The sequence below is a fragment of the Sphaerisporangium sp. NPDC004334 genome (assembly GCF_053602655.1).
In genome coordinates this window covers 47108-71009 of sequence record NZ_JBSGDZ010000037.1, presented here as the reverse complement: position 1 = coordinate 71009, position 23902 = coordinate 47108, and the positions used below count along the sequence as shown (strand labels likewise).

Sequence of the window (23902 nt, the reverse complement as noted above, 5' to 3'; positions counted from 1 at the left end):
AGGGTTGGCGGCATGATCGGTGCCATCTGGATCGACGAGGCGGTCACCCGTCTGCGGCCGGACTTCCACGTCCTGGCCATCGGCGCGTACGGCCTGCTCAACGGGCCCTCCGACGAGCGCTCGCGCGGGTGGCTGGCCGAGGCGGCGGCCGGCGCCGTCACCCCCGCCCACGAGAACATCCTCGCCTGGCAGGACGCCTACCGCGCGTTCGGCGCCAAGCCCCAGCGCACCCGGCCCTCGGTCGACGCCCTGGTGCGCCGGATGCCGCCTCCGGAGATCAACCTGGTCGTCGACGCCTACAACGCGATCAGCATCCGTCACGTCCTGCCCATCGGCGGCGAGGACCTCGCCCACTACGAGGGCACGGCGCGGCTGGTCCGCGCGAGCGGCGAAGAGCCGTTCGACGCCGTCGAGAAGGGCGAGACGGTCATCGACCACCCCGAGATCGGCGAGGTGGTCTGGCGGGATGACCGCGGCGTCACCTGCCGCAGGTGGAACTGGCGCCAGTGCGTGCGCACCCGCATCACCGAGGACACCGCGGACGCGCTCTTCCTGCTCGAACGGCTGGCGCCGATGTCGCTCGAGGAGCTGGCGGCGGCCGGGGAGGAGCTCTCGGGCCTGCTGCGCGAGATCACGCCCGGCGTGCGCGTGGAGTCCCGGCTGGTCGGCCCCGCCTGAGGTTCTGCCGGCCTGTACGAGTCCGGCCTGTCTGAGTCCGGCCGGCCCGTCGCGCCTGAGTCCCGCTGATCGCCCGCCTGAGTCCGGGTCGGTCCGCGATGCACGGCTGTGGCGCCGGGGGCAGAGCGAGCATGCCCGGAGGTGAGCATGACCTCACCCCCCGGACTGACTACCCGCGCGTGACCAGTTTGAACGGTCCTGGGATGATCGGGCGTGAGCCCGGCCACAGATCGCACGCGTTACTTCTGCGGGCGAGTAGCCTTGGACAGGTTCTCTATTCACCAACGCCGATCTGCGGAAGAGGGCGATTTCCGCCGTGTCGTCTGAGTCGTCGCGGACAAACCCCATGACCAACTTTGGCCAGAACGAGTGGCTTGTCGACGAGCTGTACCAGAAGTACCTCCAGGACCCCGAGTCTGTCGACCGTGCCTGGTGGAACTTCTTCGCTGATTACAACCCCAACTCCGGCACGAGCCGCGCGCAGGCGCCCGAGGGGTCCAACGGCGCGACGGCCGACGCCACCACGGCGACCGCGACCGCGCCGCCACAGCCCGTGCCGCCGCAGGCGGCGCCGGTGAAGGCCGCTCCGAAGGCCGCTCCGAAGGCCGCTCCCAAGGCCGCCAAGACGACTCCTGCGGCCCCGCAGGCCGCCGACAAGGCCAAGCCCGCGGCGGCGACCCCGTCCGGAGCCGAAGAGGTGCGGCTGCGTGGCGCGGCCGCCCGCACGGCGCAGAACATGGACCTCAGCCTGGCGGTCCCCACCGCCACGAGCGTCCGGGTGGTCCCAGCGAAGCTGCTCATCGACAACCGCATCGTCATCAACAACCACCTGTCGCGCGGTCGTGGCGGCAAGGTGTCCTTCACCCACATCATCGGCTTCGCCATCATCAAGGCGCTGTCGGCGATGCCCGACATGAACCACTCCTACGCCGAGATCGACGGCAAGCCGACGCTGATCAAGCCCGAGCACGTCGGCCTCGGTCTCGCCATCGACGTGCAGAAGAGCGACGGCACCCGCCAGCTCCTCGTCCCGTCGATCAAGAAGGCCGAGTCGCTGGACTTCCGCCAGTTCTGGACGGCCTACGAGGAGATCGTACGCAAGGCGCGCGGCGGCAAGCTCGGCGTCGACGACTTCGCGGGCACCACGATCAGCCTCACCAACCCCGGCACCATCGGCACCGTCCACTCGGTCCCCCGCCTGATGCCCGGCCAGGGCACGATCATCGGCGTCGGCGCGATGGAGTACCCGGCCGAATACCAGGGGGCCTCCCCCGAGACGCTCAACCGCCTGGCGGTCAGCAAGGTCATGACGCTGACCAGCACCTACGACCACCGCATCATCCAGGGCGCCCAGTCCGGCGACTTCCTGCGGCGCATCCACCAGCTCCTGCTCGGCCAGGACGGCTTCTACGACGAGATCTTCCAGTCGCTGCGCATCCCCTACGAGCCGGTCCGCTGGGTCCAGGACATCTCGGCCACGCACGACGACGACGTCGCCAAGTCGGCCAGGGTCATCGAGCTGATCCACGCCTACCGCGTGCGCGGCCACCTCATGGCCGACACCGACCCGCTCGAGTACAACCAGCGCAAGCACCCCGACCTCGACATCAAGTCGCACGGCCTCACGCTGTGGGACCTCGAGCGCGAGTTCGCGACGGGTGGCTTCGGCGGCAAGCCGCTGATGAAGCTGCGCGACATCCTCGGCGTGCTGCGCGACTCCTACTGCCGCACGGTCGGCATCGAGTACATGCACATCCAGAACCCCGAAGAGCGGGCCTGGATCCAGAGCAAGGTCGAGAAGCCGCACGGCAGGGTGAGCCGCGAGGAGCAGCTGCACATCCTGCGCCGGCTCAACACCGCCGAGGCGTTCGAGACCTTCCTGCAGACCAAGTACGTCGGCCAGAAGCGCTTCTCGCTGGAGGGCGGCGAGTCGCTGATCCCGCTGCTCGACTCGGTGCTCAGCGACGCGGCCGAGGAGGAGCTCGACGAGGTCGTCATCGGCATGGCCCACCGCGGCCGGCTGAACGTCCTGGCCAACATCGTCGGCAAGTCCTACGCCCAGGTGTTCGGCGAGTTCGAGGGCAACCTCGACCCGCGCAGCGCCCACGGCTCGGGCGACGTGAAGTACCACCTCGGCGCGTCGGGCGACTTCACCACGCCCAGCGGCAAGAAGATCGCCGCGTCCGTGGTGGCCAACCCGTCCCACCTGGAGGCCGTCGACCCGGTGCTCGAAGGCGTCGTGCGCGCCAAGCAGGACCTGCTCGAGCGCGGCGAGGAGGGCTTCACCGTCCTGCCGGTGCTCGTGCACGGCGACGCCGCGTTCGCCGGCCAGGGCGTCGTGGCCGAGACGCTGCACCTGTCGCAGCTGCGCGGCTACCGCACGGGCGGCACGGTGCACGTCGTGGTGAACAACCAGGTCGGTTTCACCACCTCGCCCGCCTCCTCCCGGTCCAGCGTGTACGCCACGGACGTGGCCCGCATGATCCAGGCGCCGATCTTCCACGTGAACGGCGACGACCCCGAGGCCGTGGTCCGCGTGGGCCACCTCGCCTACGAGTACCGCAAGAAGTTCCGCAAGGACGTCGTCATCGACCTGGTGTGCTACCGCCGCCGGGGCCACAACGAGGCCGACAACCCGAGCTTCACCCAGCCGCTGATGTACGACCTGATCGACGCCAAGCGGTCGATCCGCAAGCTCTACACCGAGGCGCTGATCGGCCGGGGCGACATCACGGTGGAGGAGGCCGAGCAGGCGCTCCGCGACTACCAGGAGCAGCTCGAGCGGGCCTTCACCGAGACCCGCGAGGCCGGCAGGAAGCCGCTGGAGCCGGGCGCTGTCGTCAAGCCCGCCCCCGACGAGGTGGTGCCGTGGTCGCACGACGACACCCCGACGGGCATCTCCGAGGAGACGATCAAGCGGGTCGTCGAGACCCAGCTCACCCTGCCCGAGGGCTTCACGGTCCACCCCCGCCTGGCCCCGGTGCTCCAGCGCCGCGGCCAGATGGTGACCGAGGACGCCATCGATTGGGCCATGGGCGAGACGCTGGCCTTCGGCTCCCTGCTGATCGACGGCCACCCGGTGCGCCTCGTCGGGCAGGACTCCCGCCGGGGCACCTTCGGCCAGCGGCACGCCGTGCTGGTCGACCGGGTCACCGGTGAGGACCACACGCCGCTGAAGAGCTTCAACCAGGGCACCACGAAGTTCTACGTCTACGACTCCCTGCTGTCGGAGTTCGCGGCGATGGGCTTCGAGTACGGCTACAGCGTCGTACGCCCGGACGCCCTGGTGGCCTGGGAGGCGCAGTTCGGCGACTTCGCCAACGGCGCCCAGTCGATCATCGACGAGTTCATCTCCTCCAGCGAGCAGAAGTGGGGCCAGCGCTCCGCGGTCGTGCTGCTGCTGCCGCACGGCTACGAGGGGCAGGGTCCCGACCACTCCTCGGCCCGCATCGAGCGGTTCCTGCAGATATGCGCGCTGGACAACATGACGGTCGCCCAGCCGACCACGCCGGCGAACTACTTCCACCTGCTGCGCTGGCAGGTGGTCTCGAACCGCCGCAGGCCGCTGATCGTCTTCACGCCGAAGTCCCTGCTGAGGCACAAGGCGGCGTCCTCGGCGAGCGCCGAGTTCACCTCCGGCGCGTTCCGCCCGGTGATCGGCGACGCCACCGTCACCCCGTCGGCCGTCCGGCGCGTGGTGCTCTGCTCCGGCAGGGTGTACTACGACCTGGCGAACGCCCGTGACAAGCAGCAGCGCACGGACGTGGCGGTCGTCCGGCTCGAGCGGCTCTACCCGTTCCCGGCCGAGGAGCTGCGGGCCGAGCTGTCCCGCTACGGCTCCGACGTGGAGCTGATCTGGGCGCAGGACGAGCCGATCAACATGGGCCCGTGGCCGTACCTCACGCTGAAGCTCACCGAGGACCCCGGCCTGCTCGACGGGCGGCGGCTGCGCCGGGTGTCGCGTGCGGCCAACTCCTCCCCGGCGGCCGGCTCGCACGCCGCGCACGACGCCGAGCTGGAGCACATCGTCACCGAGAGCCTCGGCTGACGGGACGCGCCGTCACCTGCGTCATCGGAGTCCCCCACAGGCGTTCTGTGGGGGACTTCCCCATATATCCGCACATGCAGGAGAGTTGCGATGTACTTCACTGACAGGGGAATCGAAGAGCTGGTCGAGCGACGCGGCGAGGAGGAGGTCGGCATCACGTGGCTGGCCGAGCGGCTGCGCGAGTTCGTCGATCTCAACCCCGAGTTCGAGATCCCCGTCGAGCGCCTGGCCACCTGGCTCGCCCGCCTGGACGACGAGGACGACTGACCACCGCCCGCCTCGGCCGGCGCCTCGCGGCGCGCCTGGCGGCGTGTGCTCCCGGCGTCCTACAGGCGTGCTCGGCCCGCTCTCGCCGCGCTGCCGCCACGCTCCCGGCGTACTTCCGGCGTACTTCCGGCGTACTCTCAAAACGCGATACATCTTGACTTCTGCCGGACGAGATATATCGTGTTCCGTGGAAGGCAACCACGACCAGCCGTCGAAGGACGAGGCCATGCCCAAATGGACCATCGACAAGCCGGAGAAGCTGACGTTCGAGGCGGTGAGCGAGCTGAGCGTCCGCATCGTCGCCGGCCGGCTCGCCGTGCTCGCCAGTGACGGGCCACCGACCCTGGAAGTGAGCGACATCGACACACCACCGCTGATCGTCGAGCAGGACGACGACGGCCGGCTCACCGTGGCCTACAAGGACCTCACCTGGGACGGCATCCTCGGGTGGCTGCGGCCTGGCCGGCGCGACACGACGCTGACCCTCACCCTCCCCAAGGAGTGTCCCGTCCAGGCCGGGGTGATCTCGGCCTCCGCGGTCGTCGCCGGCTTCGAGAGGCGCACCAACGTCAAGAGCGTCTCCGGTGAGATCGTGCTGGACGGCGTGAGCGGCGACATCGAGGCCGAGACCGTGTCCGGCGCGGTCGAGAGCCGGGGCCTGGCCGGTGACCTGTCGTTCACCAGCGTCGCCGGCGAGCTGACCGTGGCCGGCGGCACCCCGCGCCGCCTGCGCGCCAACACCGTGTCCGGCCGCATCACCGCCGACCTGGAGCTGCCGCCCACCGGCCACGTCACCCTGCACAGCGTCTCGGGGTCCATCGTCGTGCGGCTGCCCGGGGCGGTCGACGCCGATGTGTCCCTGCGCTCGACCTCCGGCCGGCTGAACAGCGCGTTCACCGGCCTCGGCACCACCAGCCGCCCGGGCGTCAAGTCGGTGTCCGGCCGGCTCGGCGGAGGCATGGCCTCCCTGTCGGCGACCACCGTGTCGGCCGATGTGACCCTTCTGAGGAGAGAGCAGTGAGCCCCGTTTTCGCCCATGGACGCCTCCGGTTGTACCTGCTCAAACTGCTGGAGGAGAGCCCGCGGCACGGGTACGAGGTGATCCGCCTGCTGCAGGACCGCTTCCTCGGCGTGTACTCGCCCTCTCCCGGCACCATCTACCCCAGGCTCGCGCGCCTGGAGGAGGAGGGCCTGGTCACCCACGAGCTCGTGGACGGCAAGAAGGTCTTCACGATCACCGACAAGGGGCGGGCCGAGCTGGAAGCCCGCATGGACGAGCTCGCCGACCTGGAGCAGGAGATCTCTCAGTCGGTCCGCGACATCGCCCGCGAGGTCAAGGAGGACGTCCGCGACACCGTGCGGTCCCTGCGCGACGAGCTGACCCAGATGGCCCGCGAGGTGCGCCAGACCGGCCAGGAGGAACACCGGCAGGCCAAGGAGGACGCGCGCACGGTCAGGGAGGACTACCGCCAGGCCTGGCGTGAGCAGAAGCAGGTGTGGAAGGAGCAGAAGCAGGAGTTCGAGCGCCAGAAGCGGGTCTGGAAAGAGGAGACCCAGCGCTGGAAGCAGGACTGGCTGCGCGGCGCCTGGGGCGGGGCCTGGCAGGGGCACGGCTCCCGTGACCGCGACGCCGAGCTCGGCCGCATGCTGGCGGAGTTCGTCGAGGAGATCCGCGGCGCCGCGGCGGCGTCCTCGGTGACCGAGGAGACCCTCGCCACCGCCCAGGACGCCCTGTACGAGGCCGCCACCCGCATCCGCTCCACGCTCCGATGATGATCCTGTACGGCTTCCGCCCCCCGCTGCTCCGTCTCGGCGGCCACGCTCAACCGTGCGCGCCGTGGGAGGAGACGCCGGAAGCCGTCCAGCAGGACGAGGCCGCCGAGCGGGACGGCCTCGCCGCGTGCCTCATCGGCCCGTGGGCGGCGTGAAGACCACCTTTCCGAACACCTCGCCGTGCTCCAGCGCGGCGAACCCCTCGTGCGCGCGGTCGAGCGGCAGCACGCGGTCCACGATGGGACGCACGCCGGTCTGTACGAGGAACGTGGCGAGCCGGCCGAGCTGGTCGCGCGTCCCCATCGTCGAGCCGACCACCGAGAGCTGCAGGAAGAACACGCGGTTCAGGTCGGCCGGCGGCACAGCGCCGCTCGTGGCGCCGGAGACGACGATGCGCCCGCCGGGGCGCAGCGACTTCAGGGAGTGGTCCCAGGTGGCCTGCCCCACCGTCTCCATCACCGCGCCGACGCGCTCGGGCAGCCGGGCCCCTGGGGCGAACACCTGGTCGGCGCCGAGCTCCAGCGCCCTGGCGCGCTTGTCCTCCGAGCGGCTGGTCGCCCACACCCGGTAACCGCCCGCGCGGCCGAGCGCGATGAGCGCGGTGGCGACCCCGCCTCCGGCGCCCTGGACGAGCACGGTGGAGCCCGGTTCCAGCCCCGACTTCTCGAAGAGCATGCGGTAGGCGGTCAGCCACGCCGTCGGCAGGCAGGCGGCCTCCTCGAACGAGAGCTCGGCCGGCTTGGGCACCAGGTTGGCGCGCGGCACGACGACCCGTTCGGCGAACGTGCCGTCGTGACTCTCCGACAGCAGCGAGCGCTTGGGATCCAGCGTCTCGTCCCCCTGGACCGGGGTGCCGATCACCGAGTGGACGATGACCTCGTTGCCGTCCTCGTCCACGCCGGCGGCGTCGCAGCCGAGCACGATGGGGAGCCGGTCCTGGCGGATGCCGACGCCCCTGAGCGTCCAGAGGTCGTGATGGTTGAGCGCGGTCGCCTTCACGGTGACCACGGCCCATCCGCCGGGGACCTTCGGCTCGGGCCGCTCGCCGAGGGTGAGACCGGCGAGAGGGTTGTCTGGGTCGGTGCTTGTGCATGTCACGGCGAACATGGCGGCACCCTACCCTCGGGGCGGGCCCCGTCCCCTTCCCGCCACCCCTGTCCACGGCCATCCTCGACCGGCCACGTCGCCGGCGCGGGCTCCTCGTCGACACGGCGGAGGAAACCGGCGGCACTCCGCGAAATCCCGGAAAGGCGTCCTTGGCGGCATCCGATCCGCTACGCCGTTATCACCGACGCCTCCGGCGATTATTGGAACAAGACGGCAATCCCGGACGAAATACCGTAACACGCATGGGGCGACGCGCCTACGTCCGGGAAATTTACGCGGCGCCACTGAACCACTGATGCGGGTCGTCCGTTTTTTACCTGGAGTCGATTTCCGCGCTGGGACAGGGCTTCCGACGTGCGGGGACCTCGGACGGCTGTCCGACTTATCACGAAAAAAGAGTGAGTAGCGGGCCACTATTTTTTACAGTTACTCCGCCGCTTGCGCGAATCTCCCGCATGTCGGACAACGGTATCGAGGTCGACCATGAGTAGGGTCGGACATGCAGGCGCGCCAGCATCGAGGTGCTCCTTTACTTTGAACTGCAAAAAGAAAAGGACCGCTTTATGATAGACGTCGGTCACCCACGGTCTCTCCAACGTAATGTCGGTCGTTCATGGCTGACGGCAGCTCTCACGGGCGCTCTCGCGATGGGCGCGCTCGCCGCGGCACCCAGCAGTGCGAGCGCGAGCACCGCCCCGCAGGCCCTCGGCACGCAGGCGGCATCCCTGCTTCCCGCCGGGCCCGTGAAGCCCGGGTTCTCCGTCACCGTACGGCGGGCCACCGCGACGACCACGACACTGACCTCGTCGCACAACCCGTCCCGGCGGGGCGCGTCGGTCACCTTCACCGCCACGGTGACGGCGACCGGCACCGCCATCCTCCCGACCGGCAAGGTCGTCTTCAAGAACGGCACCGTGGAGCTCGGCACCGCCGACCTGCTCGCCGGGGGCCGCGCGACGCTGACGACCACCACCCTGGCCGAGGGAACCCACACCATCTCCGCCCAGTACCTGGGCAACACCTCCTTCGACCCCAGCCCCATCGCGACGCTCGTCCAGCGGGTCGAGGCCGACCGGAAAGACGACGGCAAGAAGGACGACGGCAAGAAGGAAGCTCAGAAGTCCGACCACGACGACGACTGGGAGGACGAGGACGAGCCGAGCACCATCCGGCACAACGATGACGACGACGAGCACCAGTGCCGCCGTCTGCGGAACGCCGAGGAGCGCCACGGCATCTCGGCGCACCACACCAAGGAGGAGTGGGAGAACCTGCGCCGCCGCTGCGACAGGTGGTGGCACGACCGCAACGACCACACCGTGCTGGTCGACAGGGGCATCCGCCGGCACATCGAGGGCTGGTTCGACCACGGCGGCGGTCACCGCGAGTACTGGGACAACCACCGTCACAAGTGGGTGCCCGAGCACCACGAGCACCACGAGAAGCGCTACCACCACAAGCACTACAAGAAGGAGCGGCCGCGGCCGGTCCAGCATTTCGCCGTGACGGGTTGATCCACCGTCCCGGGGCCACGAGGGCCCGTCCGCAATCCCGGACGGGCCCTCCGGCTCGCCCCCCACCGTCACCCCCTCACCGCGCGGCATCACCACCACCCCACTCCCCCGCGCAGCGCCACCGCGCGACGTCACGACCACCACTGCGCGGCGCCACGACGACCATCACCGTGACCGCGCACCGTCACCACCGCCACCGCGCACCGCCACGACCACCACGGTTACCACTCACCGTTACCGCTCACCGTTACCGATTCACCAGCGCCCACCGGTCCGCCGAACCGCGAAGAGCAGCAGCCAGTACTTCACGGGGGTCCCCATGTACATCCGCCGCCGATCCACCCGCACCGTCGTCCTCATCGCCGCGGTGGTCACCACGGTCCTGCTGAGCCTGGCGATGCTGGTGATCGTCACCAACTGGAAGTTCGACCGCGAGCTCGCCGCCCCGCCCGCACCCACGCCGGCCAAGCCCATCCCGCCGGCGAAGGTGACCACGGCCCAGCTCGCCGCTCTGCCCAGGTCGACGACGTGGACGACGGTCAGCGAGGCCGAACCCGACTCGCAGCCCTTCGCGGCCAACGACGGCCTGGTCGTCCACCCGCGCGCCCCGAAGGTGGTCTACGCCGAACCCGGCGGCCCGGCGATCGCCGTCCTCCCCACCACCCAGCTCGACAACCCGACCTGGCTCCCGGTGGTCGAGACGCGCCCCGGCTGGATGCGCGTCCTGCTCCCCAGCAGGCCCAACGGATCCACCGGCTGGATCCACACCGGCGACGGCAAGACCAAGGAGTCCCACAGCCCCTACCAGGTGCGCATCGACCTGTCCGACCGCAGGCTCGCCGTGTTCAAGGACGGCCAGGAGACCGGATCGTGGCAGGTGGGCATCGGCACGGACAAGACCCCCACCCCCGTCGGCCGCACCTTCCTGCTCGCCGCCCTCTCCCCTTCCGGCGTGTCCTACAGCCCGGTGATCCTGCCGCTCGGCTCGCACTCGGAGAAACTGAAGACCTACGACGGCGGCCCCGGCACCGTCGGCCTGCACGGCTGGCCCGACAAGAGCGTCTTCGGCCAAGCCGTCTCCCACGGCTGCGTCCGCCTCCCTAAACCCGCCCTCGACGCCGTGACCCACCTCCCCCTAGGCACCATGATCATCATCAACGACTGACCCGGACAACGCGTCGAACCTAGCGCCGTCCGTCCCCGCCCCAGCGGTCCGACAACGGAACGCGACCCGGCGAACCCGACACCACACCCACCCAGGACATGCTCACTCCGGCGCCGCGACAGCGAGACGCGGTGCGGTGAAGCCGGCGCCGTTCGCGGTGCAGCGCCGGGACTCCGTCAAGAAACCGGGTCCCCGGTCATTGGAGCGGCCCCGCTTCGCGATAGGCGCCGGGGGTCACTCCGTAGCAGCGGGTGAACCAGCGGGTGAGGTGGCTCTGGTCGGTGAAACCGGTCGTCGCCGCGACGTCCGCCACGGAGCAGCCCTGGGCGAGGAGCCTGCGTGCCCCGCGCAGCCGGAGCTGGCGCTGGTAGTCGCTGGGCGCCATGCCGTACGCCTCCCGGAACGACCGGTACACGGCGAACCGGCTTCGACCGGCGGCGACGGCCAGGTCACTCGCCGACACCGCGTCACCCTCCAGGTCGTGCAACAACTCCCGCACAACCCGCGCCGTCTTCCGGCCGACTCCCCCGGCCATCCGGGCCATCTCCCGCTCGCCCGGTCCGGCGATGTCTCCGGCACTCGGCCGTGGCGTCCCACGGCCGGGAAGATCGCGGCCCCCTCCACCGTCGTACACCGGAACGTGCCTGCGCCCAGCCTGCCGCACCACGGCCATCACCACGGAGTCGAGCAACTCGTCGCGGCGCAGCGCCGTCGCGTCCGCGTCGCCCACCAGCGCCCCGTGGAGCCGGCGCAGCCGTCCGGCCAGCACGGGATCGTCCACGACCGGCTCGGTGAACAGCGGCAGCCCCGCCCTCCGCCCGGCCGCCTCCCCCAGTACCTCGGCGACCAGGTCGGGCCCGATGTGCACCATCCGGTAAGTGAAGCCCACCTCGTCGGCCGCGTGCCCATCGTGCGGGTCGTCGGGATTGAACACCATGACCATCCCGGCCGCACTAGTCCGGGCCTCGCCCCGGCAGGTGAAGTGCTGGGCCCCCTCCTCGGTCATCCCGAAGGAGTAGGTCTCGTGGCTGTGCCGATGGTAGACGTGCCGCTCGAAGTGCGCGTGCATCGCCTCCAACGGCCGATCGGCCGCCCGCCAGTACCGCGACCAGTCCCCTCCCATGCCCTCCATTCTGACCACACCCCTGACCACCCGCATCCCACCGCGACGCCCACCGACACCCGCATGACGACCTCCGTACCGACGCGCGCATGACCACCGGCCGCGCTGCCCCGCATGACCACCGTCGGCGCCGCCCCCGCATGACAACCATCCGCGCCGACGCCCGCGCGAAGAACTGTCCGTGCCGACGCCCGCATCACTGATCGGCACCGGGTCCCGACTCCGCACTGCCGAACGGCACCGAGCCGACAACCCCCGCCGCACCGGCGTACAAGACGCGAGCCTCGACCGTCGCCAAGCTGCTCACCATGCGTTTCGACACGAAGATCGCCATCGTCGTCCGAGAGGACCTGGCCGTCTGGCAGAAGCTCAACGTGACCGCGTTCCTGGCGAGCGCCATCGCCGCGGCCTCCGAGGAGACCATCGGCGAACCCTACGCGGACGCCTCCGGCAACGCCTACCTCGCCATGTTCCGCCAGCCGGTCCTCGTCTACGCCGCCGACGCCGAGGGCCTCACCCGCACCCACACCAGAGCCCTGGCCCGGGCGATCCCCACAGCGGTCTACATCGAGGACATGTTCAAGACCGGCCACGACGAAGCCAACCGCGCCACCGTCCAGGCCCACTCCGCCGAAACCCTCCCCCTGGTAGGCCTCGCCCTGCACGCCCCCAAGAACCTCCTCGACAAGACCCTCAAGGGCCTGTCCCTCCACCCGTGACCCGCGTGGTCTCCGATCCCCGCGCGAGCCGCGAGACCGGTTACGTCCGCCGGTAGCATCGAACGGACCGGCGTCGAGGCGTCGACGTCGTGGACGCCGCGCCGCCGCTCGCCTTCGACCGCCTCAATCTGGCACTCTGACGTGACGTGAACCCTCGGGAACCATGGCCCACCAGCGCGGCAGAGGCCACCGCCGTCCAGTCGAGACTCCGGCATCGCGTCACCGACACCAGTCCCGGCCTCCACCAGATCAGGCGCCTGGCCGGCCTGGACGTCACCTACAACAAGGACGACGACCAGCTCGTCGCCGCCGTCGTCGTGCTCGACGCGACCACGCTGGAGGTGCAGGACGTCGTCGTGCACGAGGACAGGCCGAGGTTCTCCTACCTCCCCGGCCTGTTCTCCTTCCGGGAACTCCCCCCGCTCCTCGTCGCTCTGGAGAAGGTCGACCCTTCGCCCGACCTGCTGATGTGCGACGGCCACGGCATGGCGCACCCACGCAGATTCGGTCTCGCCTGCCATCTCGGCGTGGTGACGGGGCTACCGACGATCGGCGTCGCCAAGCAGGCGCTCGTCGGCCACTACGACGAACCAGGACCGTCGAGAGGAGACCAGTCACCGCTGACCGACGAGGGCGAAGTGATCGGAACCGTCCTCAGGACCGCCGACCATGTCAAACCGGTGTTCGTGTCCATCGGCCACCTGACAACCCTGGAAACCGCGTGCGACGTGACCTTGAACAGCACGCCCCGCTACCGCATCCCCGAACCGATACGCCTGGCCGACCAAGCCTCAAGACGCACCCTGAAGTCCCGGCAAGACCACTCCACCGCGTGACCGCCGGCCTCCTCCGAACCTCTTCCACGGCCGATCGGTCCCTCTGGGACGTACGAACACCGACAGTCTTGTTCGGTAGCTCATCGCACGTCGGCGGAGGCTAGGAAACCCTGGCGTTCGACCTGGGCGCGAGGTCTACGATGTCGACGGTCCGTACCAGTGGGGACGACAGAAGCTGGAGCGCGCTCTCCCTCCCCGCCCCAGGTAGGACAAGCCCGTACACCTTGCCTTCCTCAGCCGTACGCCGCAGGACATCGAGGTCGAGCCCTATCTTGCCCAGATCGTCACGGTCTCCTTCTTCCAGCATCGAGCACCACTGACGGAACTGCGCGATGGCCGAAGACTCATCACACCCGTCCAGCCCGCGGTCATGACAGCGGTCCCAGCCGGACCGCCAGAAAACAGGCTTGCGGTTGGACTTCTGGATCGGCGACAGAAAGAAGGATCTGAGGTCAGCGGATCGCAGGGGCACCAGCCGGACCACTCCGTTCTCACTGAGCGGGCGGGCGAACTCGACGATCACCGTGGCCGTCACCCCGGATCCAAGGCTCTCGACCAAGGCTCTTGCGGCCTTCTTCACACCAAGGTCCTGCCCCTGCCCCCCACGAAATCCCGCCAGCAAAGGATGCATACGGGATGGCGGGAATTCCGGGGATGCGGTCACCCTGCCGAGAATATTTTGTGAAAGAGTCACATATGACCGGAGGTTGTCGAGGGCGTGCTGCTGAACTTCCACTTCGAGAGACACCGACGTCGGCGTGCGCTGATATGCATCCGACCCCCAGAGCAAGATGCGATACTCAGGATAAGCGACCTGATAGGCGTTCCCCATCACGAGCCGCACATGCCGGGCCGCACCATCGGATAATTGCGTCAGCCAGACATCGGCGATGCCCCACACCAAAAGCAACCCCAGGGACAGGTATATGACCGTCGATCGCTTGACTCCTCTGAAACCCACAGGAGAATCCTCCACAGGCGTCCTCATCGCTCAGGAATCTTGAAAGTGGGTTTGAGCATGAAGCTCACCGGATCATGTCTGGCGGAGTGAACGTCGACGTTCACTCCGCCAGACATGATCAGTCCCTAGTATACAGTGAGGGCTCTATGGTAGTCGGACGCGAACATGAGCGGATCCAGCGCGTCAGGCGCTTGCCCTGGCCTGGGTATGGTTACCGCGGCATACATCTCGTGCCGGATATCGGAGAACCAGCACATGAAACCCTCGCAGGTGATCTCGAAGCCGAACGGCCGGGTCGCCGGCATCGATATGGAGCGCTTCCCGTCCCTGCCCTGCATATCGAAGGAGACCTTGTCACGAGATAGAGTGGGAGTTATACCCCCTCCTGGAGGAACAGAGAGGCTCGGGTCTATCCCCTTGATGCGGACTCCGACGCTGGCCGTCATCCGGACATTGAGGTTCTTCAGCAGATACTTGTTCTTCGGGTCCTTGAGAAACTTATTAGTCGCGACGACTTGGGCGAAGGCTCCGAAACTCTTCACTGCGATGAGATCAGGGCCACCGACGAGGTAGTTCATGCTGGCCACCCACGCCAAGTCTCCACCCGCTTGCAGGGTAAGACCTGACTGCAGCCTCTTTTGCCGATCACCGGTCATGGAACACCCGTCAAGATTGCCCCTGTAGTGGCAGGAGAACAGATAGTCCACCGGCCCATCTGGCGGCCCCTGCGACGAGCAAGCGGTGGTGACGGTGATGCTCATCGCAGCCGCGCATCCTCCGCCACCGCCACCACCGTCTTCAGGACAATCATCGGGACTCTCGTTACATGGCCCCTCAAGGATCATGTCGGTGGCGTCGTCGTCCACCTCCGGAGCCAGGATGATTATCTGAAGTTTTCCACAGGGAGTGTATGAAAGGTCCAGGTAGCGTCGCAACTCCTCGGGAGTACGGTATGTCGTACCAGCGGAATCGGTGGCGACCTCGACCCAACTGCGTTCTACAGTGGTCCGGACGAGTACATCGCCATTAGGGGAGTTGTACAGCACCGTGTCATGCATCGATACGGTCGAGTCCACGCGTTGGACACCACCAGCGTCCATCGCGGCCCTCTGCGCGCCGAGCGCGGAATTCGTCAGCGCCCACTTGGGTGTCAGAGGATCATCCGCAGTCGCTCCTGCCGCCCATACATCGCTCGCCTGTCCTTCCAGGACCTTGTCCTGGAGCTGGAAGTAATCCTTGGACCGTTGGGTGAAGGCATCTCTGGTGATTCCCGGACACAAAGAACCGGCGGGCGGCACTATCTGAACCGGCTGCGGCGTCACCGATGCCGATCGCCACTCTCCCGTACCGAAGCGCGATTTTGCTCGAACCCGCACCGTGTAGGTAGCGCCATTGTCCAGACCGGACAACGTTGTCGATGGCTCTTCGGTCTCCAGCGACTTGACGACCGTTCCACCGGAAAGCGCCTCGACTTCATAACCGGCCAGGACTGACAGTGAGCCCATGTCCTTGGGCAGAGCCCAGCTCACTATGGCACCTCGGTCACCAGAGCGCACGTCCAGTTCTTCTACTTGACTCGGCGGTCCGGGCGGCAGATACGACAGGGAAAGCGTGGGCGCGGAGCCGGCCGTGCCGCCACCATATGTCACCGGTGTGGTGCTATCCGACTCGATGAGAAGCCATGCGATCTCGTCGCCGACGATATCGGTGACCGCTTGGGCCCCACTTAGGTCGTACACCGACTTGTCATCGGTCATTGCTCCGAGTTCGTCGACGGTCGTCTCACCGGTGACCTGGCCGTTGAGCCGGGATATTTTTATCCTTGCATTCACCGGACAACTTTCGCGTGGACAGGTCGGCGCACCAAGGTTGAGGACCGACCTTAGCGGAATAGCCCCGTCTGGAAGACTGTCGAGCCTTATCTTGACCACGCTGACATGCCTGTCATCATTCATGCCGCCGACTTCGATCGCGGGACGGTCCAGCAACGGACAGGCAGATCCGTCACAGGCGCCGGGCGCCGATGCGGCCGCCTTTATGACGAAATTCGACGGGCCGAGAGTCAGCTCGGTTGGATGATATTCCTCAGGTGAGGGGTCACCCGGAGCCAGGAAGGTTACGGGCGACGTCTTCTCGGAACAGATGGAATCGACACACGCCTGCATGCGCCAGCTGTACGTGTGTCCGGCCTGCACGACGTCGTCTGGTACTCGAAGCGCGGCCCGATGGCCGCCGAGAGCCACAACCTCTCCCAGAGGGCTGGCCCCGACAGCATTCCCATTACTGTCATAGAGGTAGAACCTTGCCGTCACCTCGCCCCCCGAGGGCCTGCCCACGATTCCGGTCAGAATGGGGTTGGCGGGATCGGATAGACCGGTGTCTAAGTTCGCAGGCACGTACGCCGCGTCCGTCGTGATTCTGTAGTAGGGAGATTCGCTGCAGGTGGTGGGGGTTATGCCGTTGAGGCAGGCTCTTACGGAGATTTTGAAGGTGTCGACGTTGCTGACGTCGTAGGTTTGGGTGGCCGTCTGGCCGGAGGGGAGGTTGGCGGTGGTGGGTGGGGTGAGGTTGAGCATCCATCGGATCTCGGTCTCGCTGAGGGCGCGCTGGTAGGCGCGGACCTCGTCATAGGAGACCTTGGCGGCCGTCAGGACGCCTCCGCTGGGGTTGATGAAGAACGTGCCACCGGCATAGGAGTCCCAGGCCGAAGTGAAGGTCTTCTTGGCGGACTGGACGCCGTTGACGTACAGGCGCATCTCGTGTGCGGTCGCGTCGTACACCGCCGCTAGATGAGCCCACGTACCGCTCGACACGGTGGCGGACGAGGTGATCGTCGTCCCACTGGTGGCCGTGGCGGTGTCGTACATGGTCATGCTGAAGTTGCGGGCGCTGCCGTTGTAAGTGACCAGGAAGCCGTCCCCGGCCGAGGTGCGCTGACTGAACAGTCCACCGCCGGCCGTGGTGTCCGCACGAACCCAGCCGCTCACGGAGAAGCTCTTGTCGGTGTGGAGAACCGCGCCGGTGCTGCCGTCCGAAGGAACGGTCGGAGCACCGTTGAACTGGATGCCCTTCCCGTCCTTACCGGTGATGTTGGTGTAGCGCCCCGAGACGAAGCTCAGAGAATGCCCGTTGCCGGTGGAGTCCGCCTGATCCGCGCCCTCGGTGAAGCTCCATTGGGCGGCGGCCCCTCCTCCGGTCGTCCAGGCCGGAAGCGGCGCGGTGGAGTCGAGGACGGACAGGTAGTAGTCGAGGTTGCGGCCGTCGACTGAGGTGCTGCGGTATCCCACTTTGACGGAGCTGGTGCGCACGATCGCGTGGTCGCCGTCCATGGAATCGACCGACTCCGCGGTCACGGTGGGAATCTCCGGAGGCAGGAAGTACTGCACGATCAGTTTGGGTGGTGTCGCTCCAGCGCCCGTCATCTCCGCCGAGTGGTAGGTGACCATGTAGCTTTCAACGCCGCTGGTCAAGCTTTCCGACGGCCCCTGCAACTCGATGCCGTAGTTGGGTGTGCCCGAGGCCCACTTCTTCACCCAGTCCGTGACCGGCCATGACATCGCGCCAGGAGTGCTCACTCCTGTGGTCGGGCATATCGTCGAGACAGAGTCACTTTCCGTTCCAGGCTTGTTCGACCATGTCATATGACCAGGCGTCCAACCGGACGTGGTACGAGCGGCTCGGACCTTCCCATCCCCCGTACTCGCGCAGCGGAAGGCGTCTGTGCGCCAGAGCTGGAGAGCGGCGCTGTAGATGGCCTTTCGCGCCAAGGCACTGGTATCGAAGTCGAGGTAGGAACGGAAGTACTGGAATCCATCTTTGCCGGAGCAGGTGTAGATATTGCCCCCGACTTTGAGCAGCGTGGCGCTGGGCTGATCGAAGATGCCGCACTCGGATCGCGAGCCGATCGTCGTGTCACTGATGACGCTCAGCGTGGTGGTGGGATCCACGGTGACCGGGTACCGGGTCGTGGGATCGGCCAGCCAGGCTGCGTCCGGCTTCAGAACCAGTATTTTCCGGCCGTGCTCCCGCGCCACAGACGTGGTGATCGCACCCACCCGTCGTGCCGTTGGGCCAGCCTGTTGCTTCTCGCCCGCGGCATCCCACATCACCGGCCGCGGCGCCTGTGCGACGATCTTGTCCTTGGCGTCCGTGAGCTGCAGGCCACCGTTCGCGCTCTTGCCGAACGCCATACCCGCCGTCTGGACCGGGATGCGGAACTCCACCGGACCTGTGGGGCGCTCCCGTAGCACCACATCGTGGGAGAAACCGGTGCTCAATGCGGTGACGACCAGGTCGGCGGACGGCCCCGCCGCGTTGACGTAGGTAGCGACGTTGCCCTTGACCACCGGCCTCGACAGGGTTTTTCCCCAGGAAAGGCTGAACTTCTGTCCCTTGTCACGCTCCATCGTGGCGAACGGGCCGTCCCCACCGAGCGAGAACTCGACGTGCGCCTTGGCGACCTTCGGCTTGAGCATCCCGTCTTGTTCGGTGAGAGAGGTGTCCATCCAAGCCCAGGTGCCGTCAGGCCGCTTCACCTGGGCGGGGCTGGAATAGGACTCGGTCGTCAGATGTCCGTCCGGGTAGGCCCAGGTCCGCGAGGTCTCGGACGCCGCCGCGGTCACCTCCACGGGCTTCTTCTGTTTTTTCGCCTCGGCGATTCCCGCGCGCAGATCCGCATCGGGGTCCGCGGGACGCGGGAACGGAGTCGCTTTGGCGATCGGATCGGACTGCGCAGGACTGGTGGGCGGCTTGGTGCCCGCCGAGGCCGACGGCATCCCGCCGGCGGCGAGCAGAGACGCCGCGAGGGTGGACACCATGATCACTGCGAGGCGTCGACGCAGCCCATCTGCTCGTGCGCAGCGTAACGGGAAGAACCCTGAGTGTTTCACAAACCACCTCAATGGGTGTAAGTAAACAGGTCAGGTCTCTTTTAACGTTCTTCCCGATCTTCCGACAATGTGACAAAGAGCACGCGGAACACGCCGACAGTGTCCGTAACAGCCCAATGTCCGAAAACGATCGGCGACCTCGAGTTCACGGGGCATCATCGATGAACGTGCAGGTCAGCCGATAATGGCACACGAAGAGTCGCGCTCGGTGAGCCTTACGGCGTGTTGGAATCTGAGAATAAGGCCACCCGTTACGGGATGGCCGCAACAGCCGCCGGACTGACGCGACGCCACCGCGGGCGTTCGCCGTGCTCTGTCGTCAACGGACGCCTGAATCAGAAGTCGAAGACGGGGCCGGTGGTGGCTTTGAGTTCGCAGCGGTTGGGGAAGGTGCGCTCGTAGGACAGGCGGCCGCTGTCCCAGAGGCCGGCTCCGTAGACGGTGACCGGGTCGTACTCCTTGCCGCACTTGGCGCCCGGCGAGACGTTCAGGTCGTTGAGGTTCGCCCCGACGTGCTCCAGTTGCTTGCAGGCGTCGGCGGCCTTGGGATGGGAGCCGGCGGTCGGGCCGCACAGGAGCAGGACCGCCTTGTCCGCGGGCGTCGGCGACTCGCCGCGCGCGACCGTGAGGAGTAGGACGCGGCTGACCCCCTTGGCCGGGGCCGAGTTAAAGGAAGCCGCGTTGCCGAGGTCCGCGTTGGACGCAGCCGCGTCGGGCGGAGCGGCGTTGGCGGCGGCTCCAGGCCCGGACGCGTTCCGTGAAGCGGAAGAGGAGCCCGGAGGCGCCGGCGCATGGGGGCCCAGGGTCGTCTCCTCCAGGGCCATCCAGGACAGAAGGTGGGCGGCCGGGCCGCCGGGGAGGGGATGGGGAACGGCACCGGTGGCGACCGGCCCGGCGCCGGGGACGGGGCCGAGGAGGTCGTTGTGCTCGCCACCGGGCAGCAGCCCCAGGATCGTGCCGGAGATCGGGCGGGGGATGACGACGAGGTCGCGCTCGCTCATGGGCGTCGGCGACAGGGCAGCGGCCGTGCTCAGCAGCAGGACGGCGCAGGTCAGACCCAGTGCAAGGCGTCGCATGGCAGATCCCCCGATCTCTCGTGTGACGTTGGGCGGTCGGCTACCTCCCGCCTTGTGGTCGGCGTTGCTCTCTTCGCGGCGTCACCCGCTCGTCCGGGGGTCGGCGATCAGGCCTCAGGTCGATCCTGAGCTCTCGATCAACGAGCGAACTTCGACGTATCAGGTATCTCTCCGGTTCCACCGGTTTCATAACAACCAGGTAACACACGCATACTTTTGTCCGGTTTTGGGGTCGGTGGCCAAGATCGGCGGAGTACGGTCGTCGAGTCTCTTTACGTACGCATGGGTCCTTCCCGGGCAACCCATGACATAGAAGGAGCTCAATGAACACCCGAGCAAGGCACCTGATCCTCCCTCTCGGTGGCGCCCTCATCGCCACCGGCTTGATCGGTGCGACCCTCACCACCTCCGCCGGCGCCGAGACGAAGCCGACCCCGGTGAAGTCCGGCAAGCTGGCCAACAACGGGACCGACGCGAAGGCCATCGCGGGCGCCTGGACCCCCAGCAAGCTCAAGGCGGCGACGCACTACAACGAGGACTCCTCGCTGTCGGCGAAGCTGAAGGCGAGCACGAGCAAGGCCTCCGCCGACGGCAAGGCCGGCTCCATCGCCCCGACCGGTGACGGCGACAAGACCGCCGGCACGTCGAAGAACGTCAACCTGCCGACCAACGTCGGCAAGGTGTTCTTCCAGGTCGACGGCAAGCCGTACTGGTGCTCCGGCACCTCCGTTCAGTCGAAGTACCACAACCTGGTCGCGACGGCCGGGCACTGCGTGTACGACACGGACGCGAACAAGTACGTCGACAACTTCGTCTTCATCCCCGGTTACTACCAGGGCAAGGCGCCGTGGGGCATCTACGTCGGCGGGAAGGTCAACCTCCACAGTGACTTCACTGTGTACGAGGACTACGACTACGACTACGCCTTCGTCAACGTCTACAACGGCATCAAGCAGACCGGCGAGAAGACCGTCGACAAGGCGACCTTCGACGCGTACAAGGGTCCGAAGTGGGCCAAGGACGTCGAGATCACCAAGGACGAGTACCAGAAGAAGGTCGACGAGAAGGGCGGCGAGACCGCCGACGCCTGGTCCAAGTCGACCGGCTCGGAGACCGTCCTCCCCTGGGGCACCGCCGGCGGCCAGAAGGTCCTGAAGGAAGTCACCAAGGACGAGTACGACAAGGCCCCCGCGGCCAACTCCAAGCAGAACTTCGCCAAGGCCCCGGCCAAGACCGCGACGGAGTTCGTGGACGAGGTCACCTACAACAACTACAAGGGCCCCGGCTACAAGAAGATGGTGGACTCGGCCTACACCATCACCCACTACTTCGTGAAGTACTGGGTGAAGAAGGCGACCTCGGTCAAGTACTACAAGACCGTGTTCACCATCAAGACCTTCGTGGACGCGGGTCGCCTCGGCGACAACGTCGGCGGCCAGGGCTTCACCTGGAACCGCAGCACGAAGGCCAAGCAGTTCAGCTTCGGCTACCCGACCGCTTCGCACCTCGACGGCAACAAGGCCTACACCGGCGAGACCATGAAGTGGTGCTACGGCCAGACCGCGGCCGCCCCGGCCGTGTCCAAGTACAAGGCCGAGGAGCAGCTCGCCATCAAGTGCGCCTTCACTCCCGGCGCCACCGGCGGCCCGTTCCTGATCGTGTACAAGAACGCCAACCGCACCGGCTACCTCAACGGCGTCGTGAGCCTGACTCTCGACACCGACGGCAACGGCCGGTACGACCACATCACCACGCCGTACTTCAACAGCGACACCTACGGCGTCTACAAGGCCGCCGCCAGCCAGTGGACCGGCAAGCTTACGACGAGCTGACGGTCTCCACGGCACCGTAGGGGGCCCGGGCGCATGCCCGGCCCCCTATCGGGGCAGTCCTACGACCCCCGCCCTTCCCCATAACGAAGTGAACCCAGGTCGGCCAAGTACCGTGCCACCCGGCAAATGATCTGGAAAAATCGCCCTTCACTGTTGTCTGCCGACGTCTGACCCCTGGAAGGTACGAAATGCCCGCCCGAGCGAAGCGGTTCGCGCTCACATTCTGCGGCGCTATGGCTGCCGCGAGTGTGATCCTTTCCGCGGGCCCGGGATCGGCCGGAGCGCTGGCGAACGCCCGCTCCGCGCCCGCCGGCATCACCTCCGTTCCCCTGGCGCAGAACGACGCCGACACCCAGAAGGTCGTCGACTGGTGGACCCCCGACCGGTTGAAGCGCGCCAGCAGCTACGCGCCGCAGACATCGGCGGCCAACCCCGGGTCGACCCCCGCCCCCTCCGCGACCGCCGCCCCCAGCCGGGCCGCCGCCGCGAAGGCGCCTGGTAAGGCCGCCGCGGTGAGCACGGCCGCCGCCCAGGCGGGCAGGACGGCCACGGCCCCCGCGACGACCACGACGGTGTCCGGCGTCGTCCCACCGAAGGCCGCGTCCAAGACCGTCAACTCGCGCAACGTGAACCTGCCGCCGACGGTGGGCAAGGTGTTCTTCCGCAACGGCACCACCGAGTACTGGTGCTCGGCCTCGTCCGTGCACTCGAAGTACGGCAACGTCGTCGCCACCGCAGGGCACTGCGCGTACGACGTCAAGAACGGCAAGCCGGTCGAGTACTGGATCTTCATCCCGTCCTACGCCGACGGCAAGACCCCCTACGGCATCTACGTCGGCCACACGCTGTACCTGAACGACACCTACTCCGCCACGGGCGACTTCGACTTCGACTACGCGTTCGTCACCGTCCACCGGGGCTACAAGTGGGACCCGGACTACGACGCGAGCGGCATCCAGAAGAAGGACGCCAAGGGCCTGCCGATGTACAAGCGCGTCGGCACCGGGGTGCTGGAGAAGAGCGTCGGCGGTCAGGGCTTCGCCTGGAACAAGGGGTACACCGTCGCCGCGTACGCCTTCGGCTACCCGGCCGGCCCGCACCCCAACGGCACCCGTCCCTTCGACGGTCGGACCATGGAGTCCTGCCTCACCCGCGCCACCAAGAAGATCTCCTCTCCGAAGTGGGAGCTGAACGGCGGCGTGATGTTCCGGGGTTGCGCGTTCACGGCCGGCGCCAGCGGCGGCCCCTGGGTGATCAAGTACAGCCAGCTCCGGCGCATCGGGTACCTGAACGGCGTCAACAGCCTGACGTGGGACCTCGACGGCGACGGCCGGTACGACGGCGTGTCCTCGCCGTACTTCGACAAGGCGACCTACCTGGTGTACTCCTACGCCTCCCGGCAGAAGACCGCCTGAGCCTGGCGCTCCCTTTCCGGTTGCCGGGTCCGCACGTGTCACGAAGCCCCGGCCGGCCGAGCTCGCCGTCCTTCGATCGGCATGACCGTCCGGCGTTCGCGCCCCGGTGACGGCCGGTTCCGGAGATCGCGAGCGCTTCTGCTCCCCGCATGTCGCCCCTGTGCTTACGGGATCCCTCCGCTTTGACGCGTCGAATGGCCACGGGTCCCTCAGGCCGACGGTCACTGGAGGCGCCTGGAGGAAATTTCCCGTATCTGCCGAAGCCCCGGAACGAATGTTCCGGGGCTTGGTCCGTTCCAGAGTGTGATCCGGGTGAAGCTATGGGTCTTTTGCCAGTTTTGTCCGGATCGTCGGCCCCTTAGACGTAGCCACCCGCCCGATCGGCTCCCCTGGTTCCGTGTGATCTGCGTCACACACCCTCATATCGGGTCAAGCCGCGGTTGACCGCTGTCACAGCGGTACCAATGGTCACATACATGCCCTGATCTGGGCAAACATG

At 67.4% G+C, this 23902-nt stretch carries 17 protein-coding genes; 12 read left to right on the top strand and 5 right to left on the bottom strand.

What is annotated here, in order from left to right; genetic code table 11:
- Positions 1–12: 12 nt before the first annotated feature.
- From ACWEN6_RS35580 to ACWEN6_RS35555, 6 genes are all read left to right on the top strand, one after another.
- Positions 13–678 (top strand): B3/B4 domain-containing protein, encoded by a 666-nt coding sequence (locus ACWEN6_RS35580; RefSeq protein ID WP_452576413.1) that lies wholly within the window; start codon positions 13–15, stop codon positions 676–678.
- A 316-nt stretch (positions 679–994) separates the two neighbouring features.
- Positions 995–4726: a multifunctional oxoglutarate decarboxylase/oxoglutarate dehydrogenase thiamine pyrophosphate-binding subunit/dihydrolipoyllysine-residue succinyltransferase subunit gene (locus ACWEN6_RS35575; RefSeq protein ID WP_452576412.1), complete on the top strand. Its 3732-nt coding sequence runs from the start codon at positions 995–997 to the stop codon at positions 4724–4726.
- A 90-nt stretch (positions 4727–4816) separates the two neighbouring features.
- Positions 4817–4993 carry a DUF6104 family protein gene (locus ACWEN6_RS35570; protein ID WP_354852895.1) on the top strand — a complete coding sequence of 59 codons (177 nt, stop codon included), beginning with the start codon at positions 4817–4819 and terminating at the stop codon, positions 4991–4993.
- Between the two features lie 187 nt (positions 4994–5180).
- Positions 5181–6014: a DUF4097 family beta strand repeat-containing protein gene (locus ACWEN6_RS35565; RefSeq protein WP_452576411.1), complete on the top strand. Its 834-nt coding sequence runs from the start codon at positions 5181–5183 to the stop codon at positions 6012–6014.
- Positions 6011–6766 (top strand): helix-turn-helix transcriptional regulator, encoded by a 756-nt coding sequence (locus ACWEN6_RS35560; RefSeq protein ID WP_452576410.1) that lies wholly within the window; start codon positions 6011–6013, stop codon positions 6764–6766. Before ACWEN6_RS35565 ends, ACWEN6_RS35560 begins: the two co-directional genes overlap by 4 nt.
- Entirely contained in the window at positions 6763–6921 is a 159-nt protein-coding gene (locus tag ACWEN6_RS35555) for a hypothetical protein (RefSeq protein ID WP_354931721.1), read from the top strand. The genes ACWEN6_RS35560 and ACWEN6_RS35555 overlap by 4 nt, the downstream gene beginning before the upstream one ends.
- Here the strand turns inward: ACWEN6_RS35555 and ACWEN6_RS35550 are convergent.
- Entirely contained in the window at positions 6899–7873 is a 975-nt protein-coding gene (locus ACWEN6_RS35550; protein WP_452576409.1) for a zinc-binding dehydrogenase, read from the bottom strand. The two genes, ACWEN6_RS35555 and ACWEN6_RS35550, sit on opposite strands and share 23 nt — an antisense overlap.
- Before the next feature lie 647 nt (positions 7874–8520).
- On the opposite strand from ACWEN6_RS35550, the gene ACWEN6_RS35545 reads away from it, so the two are divergent.
- Both ACWEN6_RS35545 and ACWEN6_RS35540 read left to right on the top strand, forming a co-directional pair.
- Positions 8521–9387 carry an Ig-like domain-containing protein gene (locus ACWEN6_RS35545; protein WP_452576408.1) on the top strand — a complete coding sequence of 289 codons (867 nt, stop codon included), beginning with the start codon at positions 8521–8523 and terminating at the stop codon, positions 9385–9387.
- Between the two features lie 319 nt (positions 9388–9706).
- Positions 9707–10552: a L,D-transpeptidase gene (locus ACWEN6_RS35540; protein WP_452576407.1), complete on the top strand. Its 846-nt coding sequence runs from the start codon at positions 9707–9709 to the stop codon at positions 10550–10552.
- 196 nt (positions 10553–10748) lie between these two features.
- Here ACWEN6_RS35540 and ACWEN6_RS35535 read toward each other — a convergent pair whose 3' ends face one another.
- Positions 10749–11675 carry an AraC family transcriptional regulator gene (locus tag ACWEN6_RS35535; protein ID WP_452576406.1) on the bottom strand — a complete coding sequence of 309 codons (927 nt, stop codon included), beginning with the start codon at positions 11673–11675 and terminating at the stop codon, positions 10749–10751.
- Positions 11676–11983: 308 nt separating this feature from the next.
- On the opposite strand from ACWEN6_RS35535, the gene ACWEN6_RS35530 reads away from it, so the two are divergent.
- Both ACWEN6_RS35530 and nfi read left to right on the top strand, forming a co-directional pair.
- Positions 11984–12394, top strand: a complete 411-nt coding sequence (locus tag ACWEN6_RS35530; RefSeq protein ID WP_452576405.1) for a DUF2000 family protein — start codon at positions 11984–11986, stop codon at positions 12392–12394.
- A 146-nt stretch (positions 12395–12540) separates the two neighbouring features.
- The gene (gene nfi, locus ACWEN6_RS35525) at positions 12541–13230 is read left to right on the top strand and encodes a deoxyribonuclease V (RefSeq protein WP_452576404.1); all 690 of its coding nucleotides are present in this window, start codon (positions 12541–12543) and stop codon (positions 13228–13230) included.
- A gap of 100 nt (positions 13231–13330) precedes the next feature.
- Here nfi and ACWEN6_RS35520 read toward each other — a convergent pair whose 3' ends face one another.
- The 3 genes from ACWEN6_RS35520 to ACWEN6_RS35510 form a co-directional block, all read right to left on the bottom strand.
- Complete coding sequence (locus ACWEN6_RS35520; protein ID WP_452576403.1) at positions 13331–14191, bottom strand: hypothetical protein; 861 nt, start codon at positions 14189–14191, stop codon at positions 13331–13333.
- 125 nt (positions 14192–14316) lie between these two features.
- Positions 14317–19008, bottom strand: coding sequence for a LamG-like jellyroll fold domain-containing protein (locus ACWEN6_RS35515; RefSeq protein WP_452576402.1), 4692 nt, complete (start codon positions 19006–19008; stop codon positions 14317–14319).
- 407 nt (positions 19009–19415) lie between these two features.
- On the bottom strand, positions 19416–20156 hold the full coding sequence (locus ACWEN6_RS35510) for an SSI family serine proteinase inhibitor (protein WP_452576401.1): 741 nt from the start codon (positions 20154–20156) through the stop codon (positions 19416–19418).
- 323 nt (positions 20157–20479) lie between these two features.
- Here ACWEN6_RS35510 and ACWEN6_RS35505 point away from each other — a divergent pair, with 323 nt between their 5' ends.
- Positions 20480–21988: a trypsin-like serine peptidase gene (locus tag ACWEN6_RS35505; RefSeq protein ID WP_354852918.1), complete on the top strand. Its 1509-nt coding sequence runs from the start codon at positions 20480–20482 to the stop codon at positions 21986–21988.
- A 233-nt stretch (positions 21989–22221) separates the two neighbouring features.
- Positions 22222–23403, top strand: coding sequence for a trypsin-like serine peptidase (locus ACWEN6_RS35500; protein WP_452576400.1), 1182 nt, complete (start codon positions 22222–22224; stop codon positions 23401–23403).
- The last annotated feature ends 499 nt before the right edge of the window (positions 23404–23902 follow it).